The organism is Streptomyces zaehneri (assembly GCF_032248645.1).
Lineage (GTDB): Bacteria > Actinomycetota > Actinomycetes > Streptomycetales > Streptomycetaceae > Streptomyces > Streptomyces coriariae.
Window position 1 is genome coordinate 1 of the sequence record NZ_JASTTJ010000043.1, and the last position, 17,141, is coordinate 17,141.

21 protein-coding genes and 3 pseudogenes are annotated in these 17,141 nt (G+C 68.6%); 11 read left to right on the forward strand and 13 right to left on the reverse strand.

Annotation, left to right across the window (positions count from 1 at the left end; all coding sequences use genetic code 11):
- Both QQM72_RS39195 and QQM72_RS39200 read left to right on the forward strand, forming a co-directional pair.
- A pseudogene (locus QQM72_RS39195) lies at positions 1-189 on the forward strand (hypothetical protein); the annotation flags it as partial.
- Between the two features lie 127 nt (positions 190-316).
- Entirely contained in the window at positions 317-1,000 is a 684-nt protein-coding gene (locus QQM72_RS39200) for a ScbR family autoregulator-binding transcription factor (RefSeq protein ID WP_314225595.1), read from the forward strand.
- An 82-nt stretch (positions 1,001-1,082) separates the two neighbouring features.
- Here QQM72_RS39200 and QQM72_RS39205 read toward each other — a convergent pair whose 3' ends face one another.
- The 3 genes from QQM72_RS39205 to QQM72_RS39215 all read right to left on the reverse strand — a co-directional run bounded on the left by QQM72_RS39205 (position 1,083) and on the right by QQM72_RS39215 (position 2,525).
- Positions 1,083-1,319: a hypothetical protein gene (locus QQM72_RS39205; RefSeq protein ID WP_314225596.1), complete on the reverse strand. Its 237-nt coding sequence runs from the start codon at positions 1,317-1,319 to the stop codon at positions 1,083-1,085.
- Positions 1,320-1,691: 372 nt separating this feature from the next.
- Positions 1,692-1,982: a hypothetical protein gene (locus tag QQM72_RS39210; protein ID WP_314225597.1), complete on the reverse strand. Its 291-nt coding sequence runs from the start codon at positions 1,980-1,982 to the stop codon at positions 1,692-1,694.
- Between the two features lie 192 nt (positions 1,983-2,174).
- A complete protein-coding gene (locus QQM72_RS39215) occupies positions 2,175-2,525 on the reverse strand; it encodes a DoxX family protein (protein ID WP_314225598.1) in 351 nt (116 codons plus the stop codon).
- A gap of 111 nt (positions 2,526-2,636) precedes the next feature.
- On the opposite strand from QQM72_RS39215, the gene QQM72_RS39220 reads away from it, so the two are divergent.
- Both QQM72_RS39220 and QQM72_RS39225 read left to right on the forward strand, forming a co-directional pair.
- On the forward strand, positions 2,637-3,014 hold the full coding sequence (locus QQM72_RS39220) for a winged helix-turn-helix transcriptional regulator (RefSeq protein ID WP_314225599.1): 378 nt from the start codon (positions 2,637-2,639) through the stop codon (positions 3,012-3,014).
- A 122-nt stretch (positions 3,015-3,136) separates the two neighbouring features.
- Complete coding sequence (locus QQM72_RS39225) at positions 3,137-3,400, forward strand: hypothetical protein (RefSeq protein WP_314225600.1); 264 nt, start codon at positions 3,137-3,139, stop codon at positions 3,398-3,400.
- 503 nt (positions 3,401-3,903) lie between these two features.
- On the opposite strand, the gene QQM72_RS39230 is transcribed toward QQM72_RS39225, so the two are convergent.
- Complete coding sequence (locus QQM72_RS39230) at positions 3,904-4,089, reverse strand: suppressor of fused domain protein (protein ID WP_314225601.1); 186 nt, start codon at positions 4,087-4,089, stop codon at positions 3,904-3,906.
- A gap of 8 nt (positions 4,090-4,097) precedes the next feature.
- On the opposite strand from QQM72_RS39230, the pseudogene QQM72_RS39235 reads away from it, so the two are divergent.
- Positions 4,098-4,355: pseudogene (locus QQM72_RS39235) on the forward strand (DUF6000 family protein); the annotation flags it as partial.
- Complete coding sequence (locus QQM72_RS39240; RefSeq protein ID WP_314225602.1) at positions 4,352-4,753, forward strand: DUF5958 family protein; 402 nt, start codon at positions 4,352-4,354, stop codon at positions 4,751-4,753. The pseudogene QQM72_RS39235 and the gene QQM72_RS39240, both read left to right, overlap by 4 nt.
- 75 nt (positions 4,754-4,828) lie before the next feature.
- Here QQM72_RS39240 and QQM72_RS39245 read toward each other — a convergent pair whose 3' ends face one another.
- Complete coding sequence (locus tag QQM72_RS39245) at positions 4,829-5,290, reverse strand: hypothetical protein (protein WP_314225603.1); 462 nt, start codon at positions 5,288-5,290, stop codon at positions 4,829-4,831.
- A gap of 65 nt (positions 5,291-5,355) precedes the next feature.
- On the opposite strand from QQM72_RS39245, the gene QQM72_RS39250 reads away from it, so the two are divergent.
- Positions 5,356-5,586, forward strand: coding sequence for a hypothetical protein (locus tag QQM72_RS39250; RefSeq protein WP_314225604.1), 231 nt, complete (start codon positions 5,356-5,358; stop codon positions 5,584-5,586).
- Between the two features lie 2 nt (positions 5,587-5,588).
- Here QQM72_RS39250 and QQM72_RS39255 read toward each other — a convergent pair whose 3' ends face one another.
- The 3 genes from QQM72_RS39255 to uppS form a co-directional block, all read right to left on the reverse strand.
- Positions 5,589-5,918, reverse strand: coding sequence for a DUF6233 domain-containing protein (locus QQM72_RS39255; protein ID WP_314225605.1), 330 nt, complete (start codon positions 5,916-5,918; stop codon positions 5,589-5,591).
- A gap of 1,033 nt (positions 5,919-6,951) precedes the next feature.
- Complete coding sequence (locus QQM72_RS39260) at positions 6,952-8,424, reverse strand: oxygenase MpaB family protein (protein WP_314225606.1); 1,473 nt, start codon at positions 8,422-8,424, stop codon at positions 6,952-6,954.
- The gene (uppS, locus tag QQM72_RS39265; protein ID WP_314225632.1) at positions 8,421-9,140 is read right to left on the reverse strand and encodes a polyprenyl diphosphate synthase; all 720 of its coding nucleotides are present in this window, start codon (positions 9,138-9,140) and stop codon (positions 8,421-8,423) included. Before uppS ends, QQM72_RS39260 begins: the two co-directional genes overlap by 4 nt.
- 735 nt (positions 9,141-9,875) lie before the next feature.
- On the opposite strand from uppS, the gene QQM72_RS39270 reads away from it, so the two are divergent.
- On the forward strand, positions 9,876-10,475 hold the full coding sequence (locus tag QQM72_RS39270) for a snapalysin family zinc-dependent metalloprotease (RefSeq protein WP_314225607.1): 600 nt from the start codon (positions 9,876-9,878) through the stop codon (positions 10,473-10,475).
- Positions 10,476-10,768: 293 nt separating this feature from the next.
- Here QQM72_RS39270 and QQM72_RS39275 read toward each other — a convergent pair whose 3' ends face one another.
- From QQM72_RS39275 to QQM72_RS39295, 5 genes and pseudogenes are all read right to left on the reverse strand, one after another.
- Positions 10,769-11,014 (reverse strand): hypothetical protein, encoded by a 246-nt coding sequence (locus tag QQM72_RS39275; protein WP_314225608.1) that lies wholly within the window; start codon positions 11,012-11,014, stop codon positions 10,769-10,771.
- Positions 11,015-11,304: 290 nt separating this feature from the next.
- Positions 11,305-11,691: a fic family toxin-antitoxin system, toxin component gene (locus QQM72_RS39280; protein ID WP_314225609.1), complete on the reverse strand. Its 387-nt coding sequence runs from the start codon at positions 11,689-11,691 to the stop codon at positions 11,305-11,307.
- On the reverse strand, positions 11,688-11,987 hold the full coding sequence (locus tag QQM72_RS39285; RefSeq protein WP_314225610.1) for a type II toxin -antitoxin system TacA 1-like antitoxin: 300 nt from the start codon (positions 11,985-11,987) through the stop codon (positions 11,688-11,690). Before QQM72_RS39285 ends, QQM72_RS39280 begins: the two co-directional genes overlap by 4 nt.
- Before the next feature lie 307 nt (positions 11,988-12,294).
- Positions 12,295-12,603: pseudogene (locus QQM72_RS39290) on the reverse strand (RNA-guided endonuclease InsQ/TnpB family protein); the annotation flags it as partial.
- A 215-nt stretch (positions 12,604-12,818) separates the two neighbouring features.
- Positions 12,819-13,466 (reverse strand): dihydrofolate reductase family protein, encoded by a 648-nt coding sequence (locus QQM72_RS39295; protein ID WP_314225611.1) that lies wholly within the window; start codon positions 13,464-13,466, stop codon positions 12,819-12,821.
- Positions 13,467-14,151: 685 nt separating this feature from the next.
- On the opposite strand from QQM72_RS39295, the gene QQM72_RS39300 reads away from it, so the two are divergent.
- The 3 genes from QQM72_RS39300 to QQM72_RS39310 all read left to right on the forward strand — a co-directional run bounded on the left by QQM72_RS39300 (position 14,152) and on the right by QQM72_RS39310 (position 17,041).
- A complete protein-coding gene (locus QQM72_RS39300) occupies positions 14,152-14,967 on the forward strand; it encodes an oxidoreductase (protein WP_314225612.1) in 816 nt (271 codons plus the stop codon).
- 74 nt (positions 14,968-15,041) lie between these two features.
- Complete coding sequence (locus QQM72_RS39305; RefSeq protein ID WP_314225613.1) at positions 15,042-15,953, forward strand: alpha/beta hydrolase fold domain-containing protein; 912 nt, start codon at positions 15,042-15,044, stop codon at positions 15,951-15,953.
- A 74-nt stretch (positions 15,954-16,027) separates the two neighbouring features.
- Complete coding sequence (locus QQM72_RS39310; RefSeq protein WP_314225614.1) at positions 16,028-17,041, forward strand: NADP-dependent oxidoreductase; 1,014 nt, start codon at positions 16,028-16,030, stop codon at positions 17,039-17,041.
- Positions 17,042-17,141: the final 100 nt, after the last annotated feature.

The following is a 17,141-nucleotide window of genomic DNA, read 5'->3' on the forward strand; positions in this document are numbered from 1 at the left end:
CCCACCCCCACCCGATCCACCCACCACAACTGCAACCACCACAGCTCCAACCACCCCTGCTCCACCCACCACTCCTGCACCCACCACTGCTGCACCCACCACAACTCCACCCACCCCTGCTCCACCCACCACAACTCCGCTCACCACTGCTCCGCTCACCACAACTCCCCCGCCCTTTCCGCGCGATGAATTCAGGACAACTCATTGAACGTCGTACAGCCGCAAGGGGTGCGTGAACCCCAACCACCTGTAAGATACAAACTGGGCGGTTTTTTTAATGGGTCTCCGGGCTCATCGAAACAGAAGGAGACCGAACGTGGTGAAGCAGGACAGGGCGATCCGGACCCGGCAGACGATCCTCGCGGCAGCAGCCAAGGTCTTCGAGGAACACGGCTACCAGGCCGCGACGATCAGCGAGATCCTCACCACCGCCGGGGTGACCAAAGGCGCTCTCTACTTCCACTTCCCCTCCAAGGAACACCTCGCCGAGGGAGTCCTGCACGAACAGGACCAGCTACTGCCCATCCCCGACCGCGCCTGCAAGATCCAGCAGTTCGTCGACACCGTCATGCTGCACGCCCACCGCCTGCAGACCGACGCGATGGTCCGCGCCGGCGTACGCCTCTCCCTCGACCAGCAAGCCCTCGGCCTCGACCGCAGCGGACCCTTCCTGCGCTGGTCACAGATCTCCCGCGACCTCCTCGAAAAAGCCCAGGCCCAAGGCGAACTCCTCCCCCACGTCAACGCCGTCGAGACCGCCGACGTCATGGTCGGGTCCTTCGCCGGCGTCCAGGCCATGTCCCAGGCCGTATACGACCACCAAGACCTCCCCCAACGAGTCAACGCCCTCCTGCGCCACATCCTGCCCAGCGTCGTGATGCCCTCCGTCCTGGCCTCCCTCGACCTCACCAGCACCCGCGGCGCCGCCGTCGACACCGAACTACACACCCACCACCTCGCCCAACACCCCCCCACCACCCACCCCACCCCCGTCAACTGACCCCACACCACCCGGCACCCACCCCAACCCGCACCCACCTGCCGGCCACACCGACCGGCACCCACCTGCCGACAGGCCCCCGTCACCCGACCACACCCCCCGCCATCCCGGAAGTGCCGCCCGGGCCTGCGGCGGTAAGCAGCGCTCCCTGGTCGCTGTACGTGTAGGTGTTGCGGGTCAGGCCGTCCGCCGTGCCGATCGAGGTCAGGCGGCCGGCCATGTCGTAGCCGAGAGTGCGGGTCGCCGTCGTTGCCTCCGCGCCCGTTCCCGTCTCTCTCGTCAGGCGGCCGAGGCCGTCATAGGTGCGCTCACGCTTCACTTGAGATCCTCCAGATGGACGTCGGCGGCATGCCCCAACGCGACTTCCTCCACGCCATCGAACTCCTGGGCACGAAAGTCCTGCCCCAGATCCACGCCGAACTCGGCCCGCGCTGAACAGCGGACCATCAGCTGCCTCAGGCGCGTACGGCCAAGTCGTGACCGATCCTTGCTCGCCCTGTGCGCCGGGCGGTGTGCTGATACCCGGGGGCGGCACGCCCCACGCAGGGCGTCGGGCGGAAGGTCACCCGGTGTCACTCGCCAGCCGACTGCGCAGGTGACGACCGCCGCGAGGGTCGAGCGCACTGCGGCCGCGTTGTCCAGCAGCCCCCGTCGCGCCACGGACGCCATCGGGCGATGAGCCTCAAGATTGTCATCGTGAGCGGGCCGCATCGCGCGCCCCAATGATGAGAGTTTGCACGTCCATGACCACATCACGGAGGCGTCCCGGCTGGACGCTTTCGCGTGCCATCCACTCATCGAGCCGGGGATGGAGGTAGCTGACCGCCCACGGCCCGGGGCGCTTCAGCATTGAGCGGCTGACCGAGATCTCTTCCTGGATCTCCCGACGCAGCTCGTCTGTCCAGCCCCGCTCGCGATCAGCACTTCCCAACGAAGCTTTTAGGGCGGCCACGGCCTTGCCGAGGGACTCTCGCAGATCCATGGGCTCTCCAATCTATGCATCCCGAACCGTGAGCTATCGCGCTACTGGCGACGGTTCGCCGGCAGGTGGCCCGCATCGACAGCGACGCTCTGGACCGGGCCGTGGGCGCTGGCTCGCCGGCCGCCGCCCCGAGAGTTCCGGACGTCACGGAACTCTTGCTGCGCTGTACAGAGGGTCAGCAGTCCGGGACGGTCAGAGCGTGGCGGCACGCAGTGCGATCAGGGCGATGGCGATCAGGGTGAGAACGATCGCCGGGGGTGTGCCCTTGTAGTCACCGACGCGCAGGTGGGAGGCGACCGCGCCGGCAAAGTAGAGCGTCAGGCCGGCAGCCGCGGCGATCCCGAGCGGTCCCCACCAGACGCCGACGAGGAGGCCTGCCGCGCCGGACACCTGAGCGGCGACCAGGAACAGCAGCATGCTCTCGGGGACGCCGAGGGTGGCAATCTGGCCGGTGATGTGTTGCGTACGTATGGCCTTGGCGCCGGCCGACACGACCAGCACCGCCGACATGAGGACGGCGACAACGATATATGTAGTGAACATGGCAATACCTCGGCTGTCTGTCAGACCGGAGCGGGTGAAACATCCGGTGGGGCCCGTCGGGCACTGACGACATTAGGCAGCCGTTAGGTACCTGAAGGTAACCTTCGGCTCATGGCCTCTCGTCCCGCCAACATCTTCCTCGCCGACTGTCCCGCCCTCCTGGCCATCGAACTCCTCGCCAGCAAGTGGGCCGTGGTCACACTCTTCGCCTTGACCGACGGCCCCTTGCGCCATGGAGAGCTGGTCGAACTGAGCGGCGGCATCTCGCGCAAAGTACTGACCCAGACGCTGCGCCGACTGCAGGACAACGGGCTTGTCGAGCGGCGCGCGTACGCCGAGGCGCCACCACGCGTGGAGTACAGCCTGACCGAGCTCGGGCGCACCCTGGAGGAACCCATCAGGATGCTCACCGCCTGGGCCAGGGATCACGGCGAGACGATCGCCGATCTTCAGGAAGCAGCAGGGAAGAAGAACACGTCCAAGGAGTAGCCCGGCTCCTGCGTGGTGAACAGTCGTAGGCGTGAACTGCCCTGGCTGGCGCACCCGAAGAGCGATGCATCTGGCGCGCGCTGTGATGAACTGGCCACTGATCGCCAGCGATAGGGGGAGAAATGACGGCAGACGCAGAGCAGTTGCGCCGGGATGGGCACCAGGTCGAGAAGTGGTCGCTCGGGTGGTTGCTTGTGTCGCTGGCGATGTGGGCGTGGTTCGGCTACCGGTTCCTACTGGACGACGACCGAGGACCTTTCGTACGCGCTGAAGACAGCCGCGCCCTGGTAGGCATACTCGCGCTGGCGGTCATCCCGACGATCGTCACGGCGGCACCACTTGTGTACGCCCGGGTCCTGTTCCGCCTGGCCCGCCGGGCCCTGTAGGTGGCGGAGGCAGCCCCCGCAGGCACAGCGGCACTACGCGGCCGCGCGGGAGATGGTCAATTAAAAGCGCAACCCGTCAGGCGCATCGTCCGTCTCACCATCGACGACGTCATAGACGAGGGAACCACCGTCACTGTCCAGCTGGGAGACCCGCGGTCCCCGCTGCCGGAGCCCGTCGCCGACCTGATGCGGGCCTGCATCCAGACCTACCAGCATCTGCCCTACGCCAGCAGCAGGAGCTCACAGTGGCTCTTCACCGGCCGCCCGGACAGCCGATGAACCCGGTCAGCCTCCAGGTCCACCTGCGTGAGATCGGCGTTCCTCCACGGCGCGGCAGGAGCTCCGCGATCCGCCGACTCGTTCTCCGGGCCCCGGCCCCCGTCATCGCGAAGGCGCTCAGCTACCACGACAAAACCGCTACACGCCCGGTTACCGAAGCTGGCGGAACCTGGAGCTGATACGCCCCTGGCGACCACAAGCGGTGACCACCGGAGGCCGGAAACTCAGGCGACCGATGTCCTGAAGGGATCGGTGGGGATGATCTCTGCCTCTTCGAAGAGCTGCTCCAACGCCTCGTGTCCGTGATGCCTGCGGAACTCGATCTCGGCGGTCGTCACAGGCAGGGTCCACAGGATGCGGGCGTGGCCCCCGGGAACCGGACAGTGTTCAAGGTCGGGCCCGTGGCGCATACCTTGATCACTACTTGTCGCGTCCCGACCTCGACTACGACCAGGCAGTCGTCCTTGGGACGCTCCTGTACCTCGATGAGATTCTCGGCTCCGAGTACACGACGCGGTTCCTAGCCCCGGGCGGTCCCTGGGACCGATGGCTCGAGGTCCGGGCCGTGGCGGCCCTCGACCCGCAATACTGCCGGCAGGCCATGCAGTGGCTATGCGCCTTCGTCGACGAGACCGCTGAGGCCTTCGTCTCGCTGGACCGCGGGAACCGATCATGACCGACCGAGACATCATCCTCAACGAACTCGCCCAAGGCCTGCGCCTGATGTCACAGGGCATCGAGTGGTTCGACAGCCACGGCCCGGAGGAGCAGGCCGAGATACTCCTGTTCCTGCGCCATCACTGCGTGCAGGCCCGCGCTGTCACCGAAGACGGACCGGAGAGCATCCGCCGTGCCGGGCTGCGCCCGACGCACACGCCTGCGGTTCTGATCACCCGCGGCCCGATCGACCAGCAATTGGGGAAGATCGCCGGCCTCACCCCCGACGATGAACGCCGCAAAGCGTTCCAGCTGCTGGTCGCGGTACTCGCGGTCGCGGACGAACGGCGCCGCGAACGCTTCTGCTCCGGCGGATGCGGTCACTGGTGGCACAACCTGCCCGTCGCCGGCGGGTGATGACAAATCCACCGCGCCGCTGTTCTCCGCCCACCCCTGGACTTCGTCTGCGGCAAGGCGGGCTGACGGCAGTGCTCACGCGCGCGTGCCGTCGTCGCCGGAACCGATCACCGCGCCCAAGGCCCGCAAGGTGTCATCGTATTGGTGACGGTCGAAATGGAACGGACCGAACGCCACGTAGTCGCGGGTCTTGCGGTGCGGTTGCTCAAAGGCGTCCCAGGCTACGAGGTCCGCCGTCGCGGTGATGCGGGCCATGAGAGGCCAGCATCCCCACTCGCCGCATCCACAACCGAGAACAGGTGTCTTCGGCCCCATCGTGCGAGTGGACCGTCCGAGGAAGTGGTCCTGCATCGGGCCGAACCGGAAGAACTCCGGGATCAGACCGCCGTAGGCGTCACCCGCAGGCTGCATCCCGGCCGCGATCTCGAACCCGTCGATCAGCTCGGTGAGTGGTGCTCCGTCGATGTGGGGGACGACCACGAGCGGACCGTCGTCGCCGCGATGCCGACAGTCGAACCGGATCTCATTGCTGATCATTGCGTGATTGTCTCAGCGACGCTGCTCCCTCCTTTCGGGCGGGCTGAGCCGAGACCCTACGCGGCATGCCCCTCCCCGCGGTGCCCGAGCCGGAGCAGCCGGGCCGGGTCCTCGACCTGATGGCCGCGCTCGAGGAGTCGGCGTCCAAGGCGAAAGCCTCCCGCGGCGAGGACGCCGACGTGCACGAGCTGCCGAAGAAGAAGGCCGCCGCGAAGAAGACCACGGCGCAGAAGCAGTCGGCCAAGAAGGCCGCGGCGAAGAAGACAAGCACGAGGAAGCCCCGCCGCAGCGCCTGACCTCAGCCCTCCAGGTAACCGAGCCCGCTGTCCGGCCGGCAGTGGGTGCAGGCCGGGATGCCCTCGGCGAGCCAGCACAGCGCGTCACTGCGCCCGATGCCCCGCGAACGCTTGCCCGCCATGTGACAGCCGCCGACGTGGACCATGTTCGGCGGCGCGGCGCGGTTCAGCCCCATCTCCAGCAGCCGCTCCGGCTGGGGCGGCCGGGCCTCGGCGCCGCACCGCCTCTCCTGCTCTCGCTGCTCCTCGGCTGCGATCCACCGCCGGGTGCGCTCGAGGTCCGTCTGCCGGACACGTTCGAGGAAACGCAGCATGGCAAGCCGGGAGGACACGGGGTCGTGCGTATGTTCGATTCTAGGGAGCAGGGTGACCACCCGGCACTACGAGGGGGCGTTAGCAGCAGGAGGACGGCATGGGTGACGACGCCTTCGCCTTCCTCCGTGTCGACCCCGCCGCCCTGGAGCCGGCCCCCGACCGGCCGACGCGCGCCGATTCATGGCAGCGCATCGACATCCACTCGCCCGAGCGGCGTCGCTGTTCCTCCTGCCGGGCGCTCGCCGTCGCGACACGCGTCGTCCGCCCCGCCGGACACGGGCCTCGCTGGCACGATCAGTGCCGCAACTGCATGATCGCCGGGATCCGGCTGACATGGGAGGCAGGCACCCCCATGGAAGGCCGCTACGCGTGTTCAATCTGGTCGATGCGCAGACTCCATCGGAGTTGGTGGCCATCCAATCCTCAAGGCAAGTGCGCAGGGCGAAGGCGGCCTGCGGGAGCCATTCGGCGTCGCGCTTTCCCGTGGAGCGGTTGTTCCTGGCGGTGCCCGCGCCGAGGGAGCGGGGTGCGGCGAGCCTCTGGCCCGGTCCGGTGGCCGGGAAGCAGGACAGCTCGGACGGATGTTTTGGTGGGTCGAACTTTCGGTGTCTGTTCGTTTAAGGGGCATGTCCGCTCCGGCCGCCTGGGCGACGCCCAGTCCCTCTTCGACCACCCGGACATCCTGTCCACCCCGTCCAACCTGTGGGCCGCGAACCGCTCCTGGTCATCTACACCGAGCACGACCTCTGGGCCACCAAAGTCTGCGGCCCCCCGCCCCCTTGTTGAAGCGCTGCTCACGGACCTCGAGATCGAAACCATCCGCCTGCCCCGGACCAGCTAGTGACATGCCGGGCGCCGACATGATGAACCATTCCGGTCACGGCACTAGCCACCCCGGCCACCCCCGAGCTCCCGAGCTCCCGAGCTCCCGAGCTCCCGAGCTCCCGAGGGAGTGGCCCGCTCCGGAGCCCGAGTGCCGGCGCGTGTTCGGCCGGCGTGTTCCGCGGGCGGAGTGCCGGTACCCCGGTGGCGGCGCGTGCCACGGGTTTGTCAGGCGTCGGTGAGGAGGGGGTCATACGGGGTGTTCGTGCGACGGCCTGCCATGAAGGAAAGGAAGTCGCCCACGAAGGCGCTGCGGCCGTAGGTGCCGTCGGTGGTGGTGGTGAGGTCGCGATGGAAGGCGGTGCGGAAGAGCGCCCGGTATTCGTCCGCGTCGATGGTCCCGCTGCCGTCCTTGTCGGTGGCGTCGAAGAGCACCTCGGCGACGCGGATGAGCGCGGGACCGGCGAGGGATGGTACGGCGGCAGCGTATTCGTCGGCGCTGACGCGGCCGTCGCCGTCCGTGTCGAGGGTGGCCTGGAGTTCGCGCCACCAGGCGGCGAAGGCGTCGTAGAGGCGGGTCTCCTCGGGTTCGTCCAGGTCGAGGCGGGTGGCCAGTTCGCGTGCCATGGCGGCGAGGTCGGGCCAGTCAAGGTGGCCGTCGCCGGTCTGGTCGAGCACCTGGCGGAAGAACTCCTCCGCCGAGCGCCGGCCGTCTCCCGTGACCCGCGAAGCGGCCGGGACCGGGTCGGGGCCGGTCTCATCGCTCATTGGCGTGAGCAGGCGGAGCAGGGCCGAGGCCCGCTTCATGCGGGCGCGCAGCGCGGCCACGGTCCGGGCGCGGGGGTCGTCGCTGTCGGGTGAGAGGGAGAGGGTCTCGATGATGGTTTCGGCGTCGATCCAGCCCTCGGGCAGGAATCGGGTGAGCCCGGCGGCCAGGTAGGCGCCCTGCATGAGGGTCGGGGCGCCAGGCATCTCGGGCAGGCCTGCCCTGCGCCGGTAGGGCTCGGGGAGCGAGGCGACGGTGATCGCGCCGAGAAGCGGACCGACGACGGCCCGGCCCGCCGCCCACAGTGTCGGTGCGCCGGCGAGCAGCGCGGGTGCGGGCAGGTGGTCGAAGAGCCGGTACAGGATGACACGGGCCGCCTCGGTGTTCTCCAGCTCGTCCTCGACGACCCTGTCGAAGTACCGCCAGAAGTCGTTCAGGTCGTCGGGGAGTTCTCCGGCGTCACCGTCGAGCGCGGCGAGGAACGCGCGGTACTCGGCGTACATGCGCTCCATGGTGTCCTGGTCGAGCGGCTGGCCGCTCAGTCGGCACATGGTGACGGCGCTTTCGAAGAGGGCGGCGACCACCCAGGCGCGGGTCGCTCGGTCCATGGCGTCGTAGGCGCGGCCGCGAGCGTCGGAGCCGCTCATGCGGGCGTGCAGCCTGTTGAGGCGGGCAGCCTCCCGTTCGCGTACCGCCGGATCGGCGTCGAACATGCGCCGCATGCTGAGGAAGGTGTTGCGCAGCCGACGCCAGGGGTGGGCGACGAAGGTGGAGTTGTCGGCGAGGGCGGCACCGATCTGCGGGTGGGCGGCCTCCAGCACGGTGGCACGGATCATGGCCAGCGCCCAGCGCGGGTCGTCGAAGAAGGCGCGGAACTGCGACTCCGGCCCGAACAGAGGTACTTCGTCGGCCGTTGTGGTGGTTCCAGTCGTCATGACGGGTCTCCGTTCGTCTGGGGCGGCACGCCGCCGAAGCGGCGGTCACGGCGCCGGTAGGTGTGCAGGCAGGCAAGGAAGTCCGGGGCCCGGAAGTCCGGCCAGAGCGCCTCGGGGAAGACCCACTCGGCGTAGGCGATCTGCCAGAGCATGAAGTTCGAGATGCGCTGTTCGCCGGAGGTGCGGATGACGAGGTCCACGTCGGGGGTGTCGGGGAACGGCAGATGGGCCGCGAAGAGCCGCTCGGTCACCTCCTCGGCGGGCGTCCCGCTTCGGATCAGCGACCTGGCGGCCTCCACGATGTCCCGGCGTCCGCCGTGGTCGAAGGCGACGGTCAGCGTCATCCCACGACTGTCGGCGGTCAGCGTCGCCAGATCCTCGAAATCCTGAGCCAGCTCACGTGGGATGCGCGGGTCCGCGGCCCCGAGGAAGCGGCAGCGGATGCCGCGAGCGAGCAGCAGCGGCGCGTGCTTGCGCACAACCCGGCGGACCAGACGCATCAGGTAGTCGACCTCGGAACCAGGACGGTTCCAGTTCTCGGTGGAGAAGGCGTACAAGCTGAGCCACTCGACGCCGGCCGCCCGGGCCGCCTCGATGATGTCGATGACGGTGGTCTCCGCTGCCCGATGGCCCGCCGTCCGGGGAAGCGAGCGCCGCTGAGCCCAACGGCCGTTGCCGTCCATCACGCAGGCCACGTGCCGCGGCACCGCACGCACCGGCCCGTCGACTCGCCACTGCTCGTCGCTGTCCTGTCGCCCACCCGGCCGGTCCCCCGTCGCCGCGCCTGCGCGCTGGACGCCCTGGTCCCTCACACCCAGCCCCGTCTCACCCGCAGCGGCACGGTCGGCCCTACCGCGCTCGGTCACGCCCACCCCGTATCACCTATACGCGCGCCCCCACCGGAGCGCCCCTCTCCAGGAGTCTGGCGTGAATGGAAGGGTCCTGACCGGCCAAACGAAGGCCCGTCACCCCTGACTCATCTGCACGATTCCCTTCAGCATCGGCTCCCGACCCCGGAGTCCGCGGAAGGAGTGCGGACACCGGATCTGCTGGGAGGCGAGGAAACTGGTGATGCCGGGGCACCTCCCCCTCCCTGCGCGCGAAGCTGCTCAAGCTCACGCCGGAGACCGAGCCGCAGACTGCCCTACAGCGACCGCGGCGAGTACCTGCTCCACCTGCGTGACTACTTCCCCGGCCGGATCTGGGAGCCGGGCACTCGGCCGCGGCCGCGCTGTTCGGTGGCCGGTCGGGCAATTTCGCCTTTGGGACTGGATTCTGACGGATATTCATCGTGGCAGGTACATGACGGGCGGGGATTGTAGGGCATACCATCGCAACGCCCCGGAGGGCGGTCCACGGTGCGTCCGGCCCCCCGCCGGACGACCCCTACCGCTCCTTCGCGCACCCGGCCCCGCCGGGGCCGGATTCCCCCCACGGATGAAGGAGCAGCAATGCCCCTCGGCACTTGGTTCAAGGCAGGCACTTCCGCCGCAGCGCTCGTCCTCGCCATGGCGGGCGCCGCGACCGCCGCCCCCGCTCCCGCTCCCGCTCCCGCTCCCGCAGGTGAATCGTCCGCCGCGCAGGCGGCAGTGGTGACCCTTCGCTACGACGACAGTCGCGCCGGAGGCTGGGAAGCCGCGATCGCGGCCGGAGTCGCCTCATGGAACGCGAACGTGAGCAACGTCCATCTGGTGGAAGCGGCGCCCGGCACCGTGGCCGAGATCGTGATCGTCGCCACCACAGGCTGGCCTCAGGCCACGCTCGGCCCCGTTCGTCCGGGCCGTCAGGTCCGCGTCGAGCTCGGCAGCCAGGCCGTGGACCAGGGCTACGACAAGACCCGGATCGCCGCTCACGAAATGGGTCACAGTCTCGGCCTGCCGGACACCAAGCCCGGCCCCTGCTCACAGCTGATGTCGGGATCGAGCGCCGGCACGGCCTGCACCAACGCCACCCCGAACGCCGCCGAGCGCTCCCGCGTACAGTCCGCCTACGCAAGCGGAATCGCCGCGCTCGTGCCCGCTGACGGCCGGATCCTCATCGACGCGCCCTGACCACACGGCCATCAAGCGGACGTGCCCCCGGGGATCTCGTCGAGATCCCCGGGACGTAGTCCCCCACACTGTCGCGCGGTTCGCGGAAACGTCGGTGGCGATGAGGCCGCAGCAGGAAGGTCGTCGACCGGCCGCGAATCGTGGGCGTCTGACCGTGATCGCGGGCACGGGGACGGCGGGGAGCAGCCCGAGGCGTGACGGCGTCGTCCCGTCGTCGTTGAACAGCACGATTCCATATACCGGCCCCGGGGATGTATTCACTCCCCGGGGCCCGTGGTGTGTCCGGACGTGGGTCAGATCTCCCCGGCCGTCGTGGTGGTGAGCCAGTCGGCGGCTTCGGCGTCGGTCATCAGCGGCACCTGAGCAGGGTGGGCGTCGCCGTCCTGGACGACGTGAACGCGAGCCGGGAGCGGGCTGCTCTTGGGGGCGGGGTCAACTATCGGGGCGAGCCGCCGCCAGGTGCCGGCGTCGGCCCGGGCGAGGATGACGGTGGCAGTCGGTTGTGCCGTCGCCTGCGAGGTTGTTGGAGCCTCCGCCATAGGTGAAGGTCGTTGAGCCTCGGGTCTGGACGCGGTCCAGAAAGTCGTACGCGTACGTTGCGCCGCCGTCGGCGATCTTGCGTTCGAAGGCGTCGAAGGTCAGTGCACGGGCGGATCCGCTGCCGGTGCTGGTCGAGGACAGGGTGCGGTGTACGTGTAGATCGTCGTGCCGTCCGTCAGCTGGCGGTTGCGGGCGTCAAAGGTCGCGGGCGGGCGACGTATTGAAAGTGGATCTTGGGCTGTGAATGGGAACGCCAAGAGGTGCGCTTGCGCTCACCACACGAGCCGGGTCAGGAACGAGTCCATGCACGCAACTGGCGGCCAACGAGGGCAACGCCCATCACGCCGGAAGCTGCGTCCCGCACCAAGGAGACGGCCTCCTTCGGCGCGTAGTCGAGCTGACATCCGTTCAGAGCCAGGTACGCCTCCGCAGAATGCCAGGCGAAAGCCTCGTTGGAGTGCTCCAGACACGGCAGCTTCACCAGCGTCTGGAGCAGTGCGGCACCCCGGAGATACACAGAGCCGTAGATGTCACGATCCATGGCCCGAGCGTTGACCCGGGCGACGGCCGCGTAGAGCGGGCCGTAGTCGTCAACCTGCGGATCACCGGGCAAAAGTTGCGCGGCGTGCAGCAGGAAAGGCACCTCAAGCGGCTGGAGCGGTTCGCACTGCGTCACGCGGCGTGGCCCCGCTCCTGCTGCCCCTCGAGACCGCGCCGCGCCTCCAGCTCCGCAGCGCGCTGCTCCGTGCTGGGATCGGTCGCGCCGGCCTCCGCGGCAAACGCGGTGCCGCTGCGGGACATCGATTCCCTGAACGCATCGAGGAAGCGATCTTGCACGGCCGTGGCGCGGGCGTAGGCGGCGGACAGGATGTACTCCTGCAGGCTGACACCCTCCTGCTTCGCGGCGGCCTCGATCGCGGCCCGCTGGTCCGGATCGGGAAAACGTAGGTTCATGGCTTTGGCAGGTGACATGGTACCGATGGTACCTCCGGTACCATCGGTAGGGCCAGAGCCTGAACTGGGGGCAGCGCAGAGGGGCACCTTGGGTGGGCCGCAAGTTCGACTTCGCCACTCCTTTGACCACCGGGCAATCCTCGGGCGACCGCCTCGCCAAGTCGCCGGGGCCCGAAGTGGTCGAGCTACTTCGACGCCGCCGAACACGCTGGCGCCCGTGCGGTCACGCCGAGACCCCGCGATCGACGCCCTTGAACTGAGGAAGGCGGGGTTCGACCGGGTACGTGGCGTGACTCCTCCCCCTCGCGAACGAGGGGGCTTCTCGCTATGCCGGTGCGGCTTGGCGACGGACCAGCCCGGCCCGTAGAACGTTCAGGGCGCCCACCGTGTCCGCGTGCGCGGTGTGGCCGCACGAGACGCACTGGAACTTCTGCCGAGTGGGCCGGTTCTCCGCTGCGACGTGCCCGCATTCGGGGCAGGTGCGGGAGGTGTGGCGGGGGTCCACGGCGATCACTTCCCGTCCGGCGCTTACAGCCTTGGCGTGCAGGATCCTCAGGAACACCCCCCACCCGGCATCCGAGATCGAGTGGTTCAGCCCGACCGTGGAGGCGGCACCGTCGGGCAGGAAGCTGCCTGCCCAGGTCGATGCCGACCACGCTGCCCGTCTCGGGCAGCGTGGTCGGGCTGTGCCTGCTCGGCGGTCAGCACGACGTACCAGCGCTTGCCAACGCCCGACCCCGTTCCCGGATCGAGTGGCGGATCGCGCGGAGGACCTCCGCCTCCCACGCCGTCGGTTCTCGCGGGGAACGCTCGCGTCGGCCGTATCGAGGTCCCGGGTCGTCTCGTGGGTCATCTGCGCCAGAAGAGGTGGTGCGTCACACCGCTCGGGCTCGGCACGACCTCCATGTGAAACCGGTCCAGCAGCTGGTCGGGCGAGTCCCACAGGCGTAGCCCGGATCCGAGTTCCACCGGTGCGACGGCCACATGGAGGGTGTCGACAAGGTCGGCGTCGAGGAACTCCCGAACGGTGCTCACGCCGCCGCCGAGCCGGACATCCATGCCCTGCGCGGCTTCCCGCGCCTGCGCCAGAACGGTGGCGGGGTCGCCGTCCACGAAATGGAATGTGGTCTCGCCGAGCGTGAAGGACGGACGCTGGTGGTGGGTCAGGACGAACACCGGCGTGTGGAAGGGCGGCTCGTCACCCCACCAGCCGCGCCATTCGTGGTCGTGCCACGGGCCGCGCTGGGGTCCGAACTTGTTGCGGCCCATGATCTCGGCGCCGATATTGTGGCTGAAGTCCCGGGTGAAGTAGTCGTCCAGGCCCCGGCTTCCTCCGGGCTCGGCGCGGTTGGGCCAGCTCGCCGTGGCGCCGGCCCAGGCGAAGAGCTTTCCCGGATCGATGTGATGGCCGAAAGGCCGCTCCAGACTCTGGTCCTCGCCGGCGGCGACACCGTCGCTGGAGACCGTGAAGTTCTGCACCCGCAGCAGCTGATCCATGAGTTCCCTCCTCAGATCCTGTCCTGTCGCATCCCCATGAGGCGATGCGTCCTCCACCAGGGTGTCGAACGGGACGGGGCCGGATCGACAGCGGCACCCGCGCCTTTTCCACAGCGTGCCCCGCGCGAGCGTTGCCGGGGGTCGTCGGCCCGCTGGTACCGCGCGTGCGACCAGTACGGCGATCCGGGAGGCAGTCGCTGCGGTGTCGAGTTCGACGGCAGGCCTGAACCACATCACCCGCATCCGGCAGGCCCCGGCTTCACGGAAAGCGTGCCACGGCCCGGGACGATTTGCAGGCGTTCTTCGACGCCACGGACCGTGGTGCGGCTGCGACCGCAAGTCGCCGAACCACTCGTCCACCGGCGTCGACTTCGTCGCATACGGAGTGACGGCGTCAGCACGTGAAGCTGTGCGCTGCACGCCGGTGACCCGTCCCGCATCTCGTGCCGCCCGTCATCGGTGCGGCATCCCGGCCCGGTGCCGCACGTACCTTCTCCGCGAGCCCGGACAGGCAGTACCGGGCCGTATCGGTGACCTGCGGCATTCGTCGCCCCTGGTCTCCCTCCCGCACCAAGCCGCAGGTTCCCGGCGATCGCGAAGCCGCTCCTTGCCGTCCGCGCCGTCCAGCTATAGCATTACGGTCGTAAGGTAAACGATCGTAATTCAATGACGCAGGGAGTCTGTGATGGCGACTCATCGGCCGGTAGCACTCGTGACGGGGGCGTCATCGGGGATCGGTGACACAACCGCTCGCGCCTTCGTCACAGCCGGGTTCGAGGTGATCGGAACCGGACGGAACACCTCGGGGCTCACCCCGCCCGCCGGTGTGACCTTCCTCGACCTCGACGTGACCAATGACGAATCCGTCACCGCCGCCGTCCAGGAAGTGATCGAACGGTTCGGACGGATCGACGTCCTCGTCAACAACGCCGGTCTCGGCTCGGCCGGCGCCGCCGAGGAGAACTCCGTCGCCCAGGCCCAGAGCCTCTTCAACCTCAACTTCTTCGGTCTCGTCCGCATGACGAAGGCCGTCCTGCCGCACATGCGCGCCCAGGGCCGTGGACGCATCGTCAACCTCTCGTCCGTCCTCGGTGTCATCCCGCAGCCCTACATGGCCCTCTACGTCGCCGCGAAGCACGCGATCGAGGGCTACTCCGAGTCCCTGGACCACGAGGTCCGCGAGCACGGCGTCCGCGTCCTGCTCGTCGAGCCCGGCTACACCCGGACCGCCTTCGACGCCAATGCCGCTCAGCCCGACACCCCGCTGCCGCTGTATGCGGAGCGGCGGCGTGTCTTCGACGCAGTGGTCGCTGCGGCAATGAAGGCCGGCGACGACCCTGCCGTCGTCGCCAAGGAGATCGTCACGGCAGCCACCGCCCCGAAGCCGAAGCTGCGCTACACCGCCGGACCCCTCGCCTCACGCATCACCACCGCGCGTCGCCTCGTCCCTGCCGGGATCTTCGACAAGCAGATCCGCAGATTCAACCGGATGCCCGGCTGACGTCGCACCCGGCCCGTCGACCTGCAGTGCGCGCGAGCGGCGCGTTCAGCTCTGACCTGACAAGGAGCATCACCATGGGAATCAGCACGGAAGCACAGCAGTTCGCGCAGTTCCTCGAAAGCGTGCGCGCGAAGGCGTCGACGCCGGGCCTCGACCTGGCCGTCGTCCGCGACATCGTCGACACACATGCTTCGGCATCGACCGAACCGGAAGGCGTCACCTACGCCGACGTGGACGCCGACGGCGTCCCCGCCCTGTGGGCCATCCCTGAGGGCGCCGACCCCGACAAGGCACTGCTCCACTTCCATTTCGGCGGATCGGTCGCCGCCTCGATCACATCGGACCGCAAGGCCGCCGGCCACATCGCCAAGGCGGCCGGAGCCCGCTCACTCGTCGTGGGCTTCCGCCTGGCGCCCGAGCACCCCCACCCGGCGCAGATCGACGACGCCGAGACCGCCTACCGGTGGCTGCTCGCACAGGGCTACGAGCCGCGGAACATCGGCAGCACCGGCCACTCCATCGGAGGCACCCTCGCGGTCGCGCTGCCGCTGCGCCTTCTCGCCAAGGGTGAGGCAGCCCCCGGGGCGATCATCAGCATCTCGCCGTGGACCGACCTCACCATCAGCAACCCGAAGGTCGACGAGAACGAGGAACACGACAAGATGCTCAGCCGGGGCATCCTCGAGCAGTTCCGAGCGGCTTGGCTGCAGGACCCCGGCGTGGACTTCGCCGACCCCGACATCAGCATCCTGAACGCCGACCTGACCGGCCTGCCGCCCACGGCCCTGCACTACGGCGAGTACGAGGCGCTTGCCGGCGAGGGCGCCGACTTCGGCCGCCGACTCGCCGACTTCAAGATCCTCTCCGAGGTCCGCCCGATGCCCCAGGGGCAGCATTCGTTCATCCTGGGCGCAGGGCGGGTGCCCGAGGTGGACCGGGCGATCGAGCAGATGGGTCACTGGCTTCGCCGGCACCTCGGCAGCTGACGTGGAAGCTGCCCGGACACGCGCATCGTCCACCGAGAAGGCAACCGTGAAGATCACGCAAAGGGATGGCTGACGTGAAGGCATTCATCGTCGAGAAGTACGGCAAGGACGGCCTACGCGCCGCAGACGTTCCCGAACCCACCGTCGGCGACGGCGACGTCCTGGTCCGAGTGAGCGCCGCCGGCATCAACCCGCTGGACAAAATGGTCCGCAACGGGGAGTTCAAACGACTCCTGAAGTACAAGCTTCCGTTCGTGCTCGGCCACGACGTCGCCGGCATCGTGACGCAGGTCGGTTCGGCCGTGCGCGACTTGACAGTCGGCGACGAGGTCTACGCACGTCCCCGCGACCTGCGGATCGGAGGGTTCGCCGAGTTCATTGCGATCGACCAGGACGACGTCTCACTCAAGCCGGAGTCGCTCTCCCTCCGCGAGGCGGCCGCGGTACCTCTGGTGGCCCTGGCCGCCTGGCAGATCCTCGTCGACCGCGCCCACGTGAAGCCGGGCCAGAAGGTGCTCATCCATGCCGGCGCCGGCGGTCTCGGATCGACGGCCGTCCAGCTTGCCAGGCACCTCGGCGCCACAGTGGCGACGACAGCGAACACTGATTCCGAGAAGCTGGTAAGGAGCCTCGGCGCCGACATCGTCGTCGACTACACCAAGGAGGACTTCTCGCAGGTGCTGTCCGGCTACGACCTGGTGCTGGACTCGCTGGGTGGAGTCAACCTCGAGAAGTCGCTGACCGTGCTGAAGCCCGGCGGCCTGGCCGTCAGTGTCGTCGGCCCGCCGGACGCCGCGTTCGCCAAGCAGCTCGGCGCCCCATCCCTTCTGGGCCTGGTCATGAACGTGCTCAGTCGCAAGATCCGCAAGCAGGCCAAGGCCCTGGGTGTGCGCTATCAGTTCTTCTTCATGCGGGCGCACGGCACCCAGCTCCGCAAGCTCGCCGCTCTCTACGACAACGGACAGCTCCGCCCGGTCATCGACCGAACGTTCCCCTTCGACCGGACGCTCGAAGCGATGGCGCACGTCGAGCAGGGCCGCACCGCGGCCGGAAAGGTCGTGATCTCGATGGTGCCCGGCAACGACTGAATCGGGCCGGCCGCAGAGAAGGCGTGTCGGAACTCCGATACACCATCGGCACACAATTGGAGTACGTTCGCAATCCAATACGATGGTGAAGCGCGGGTGA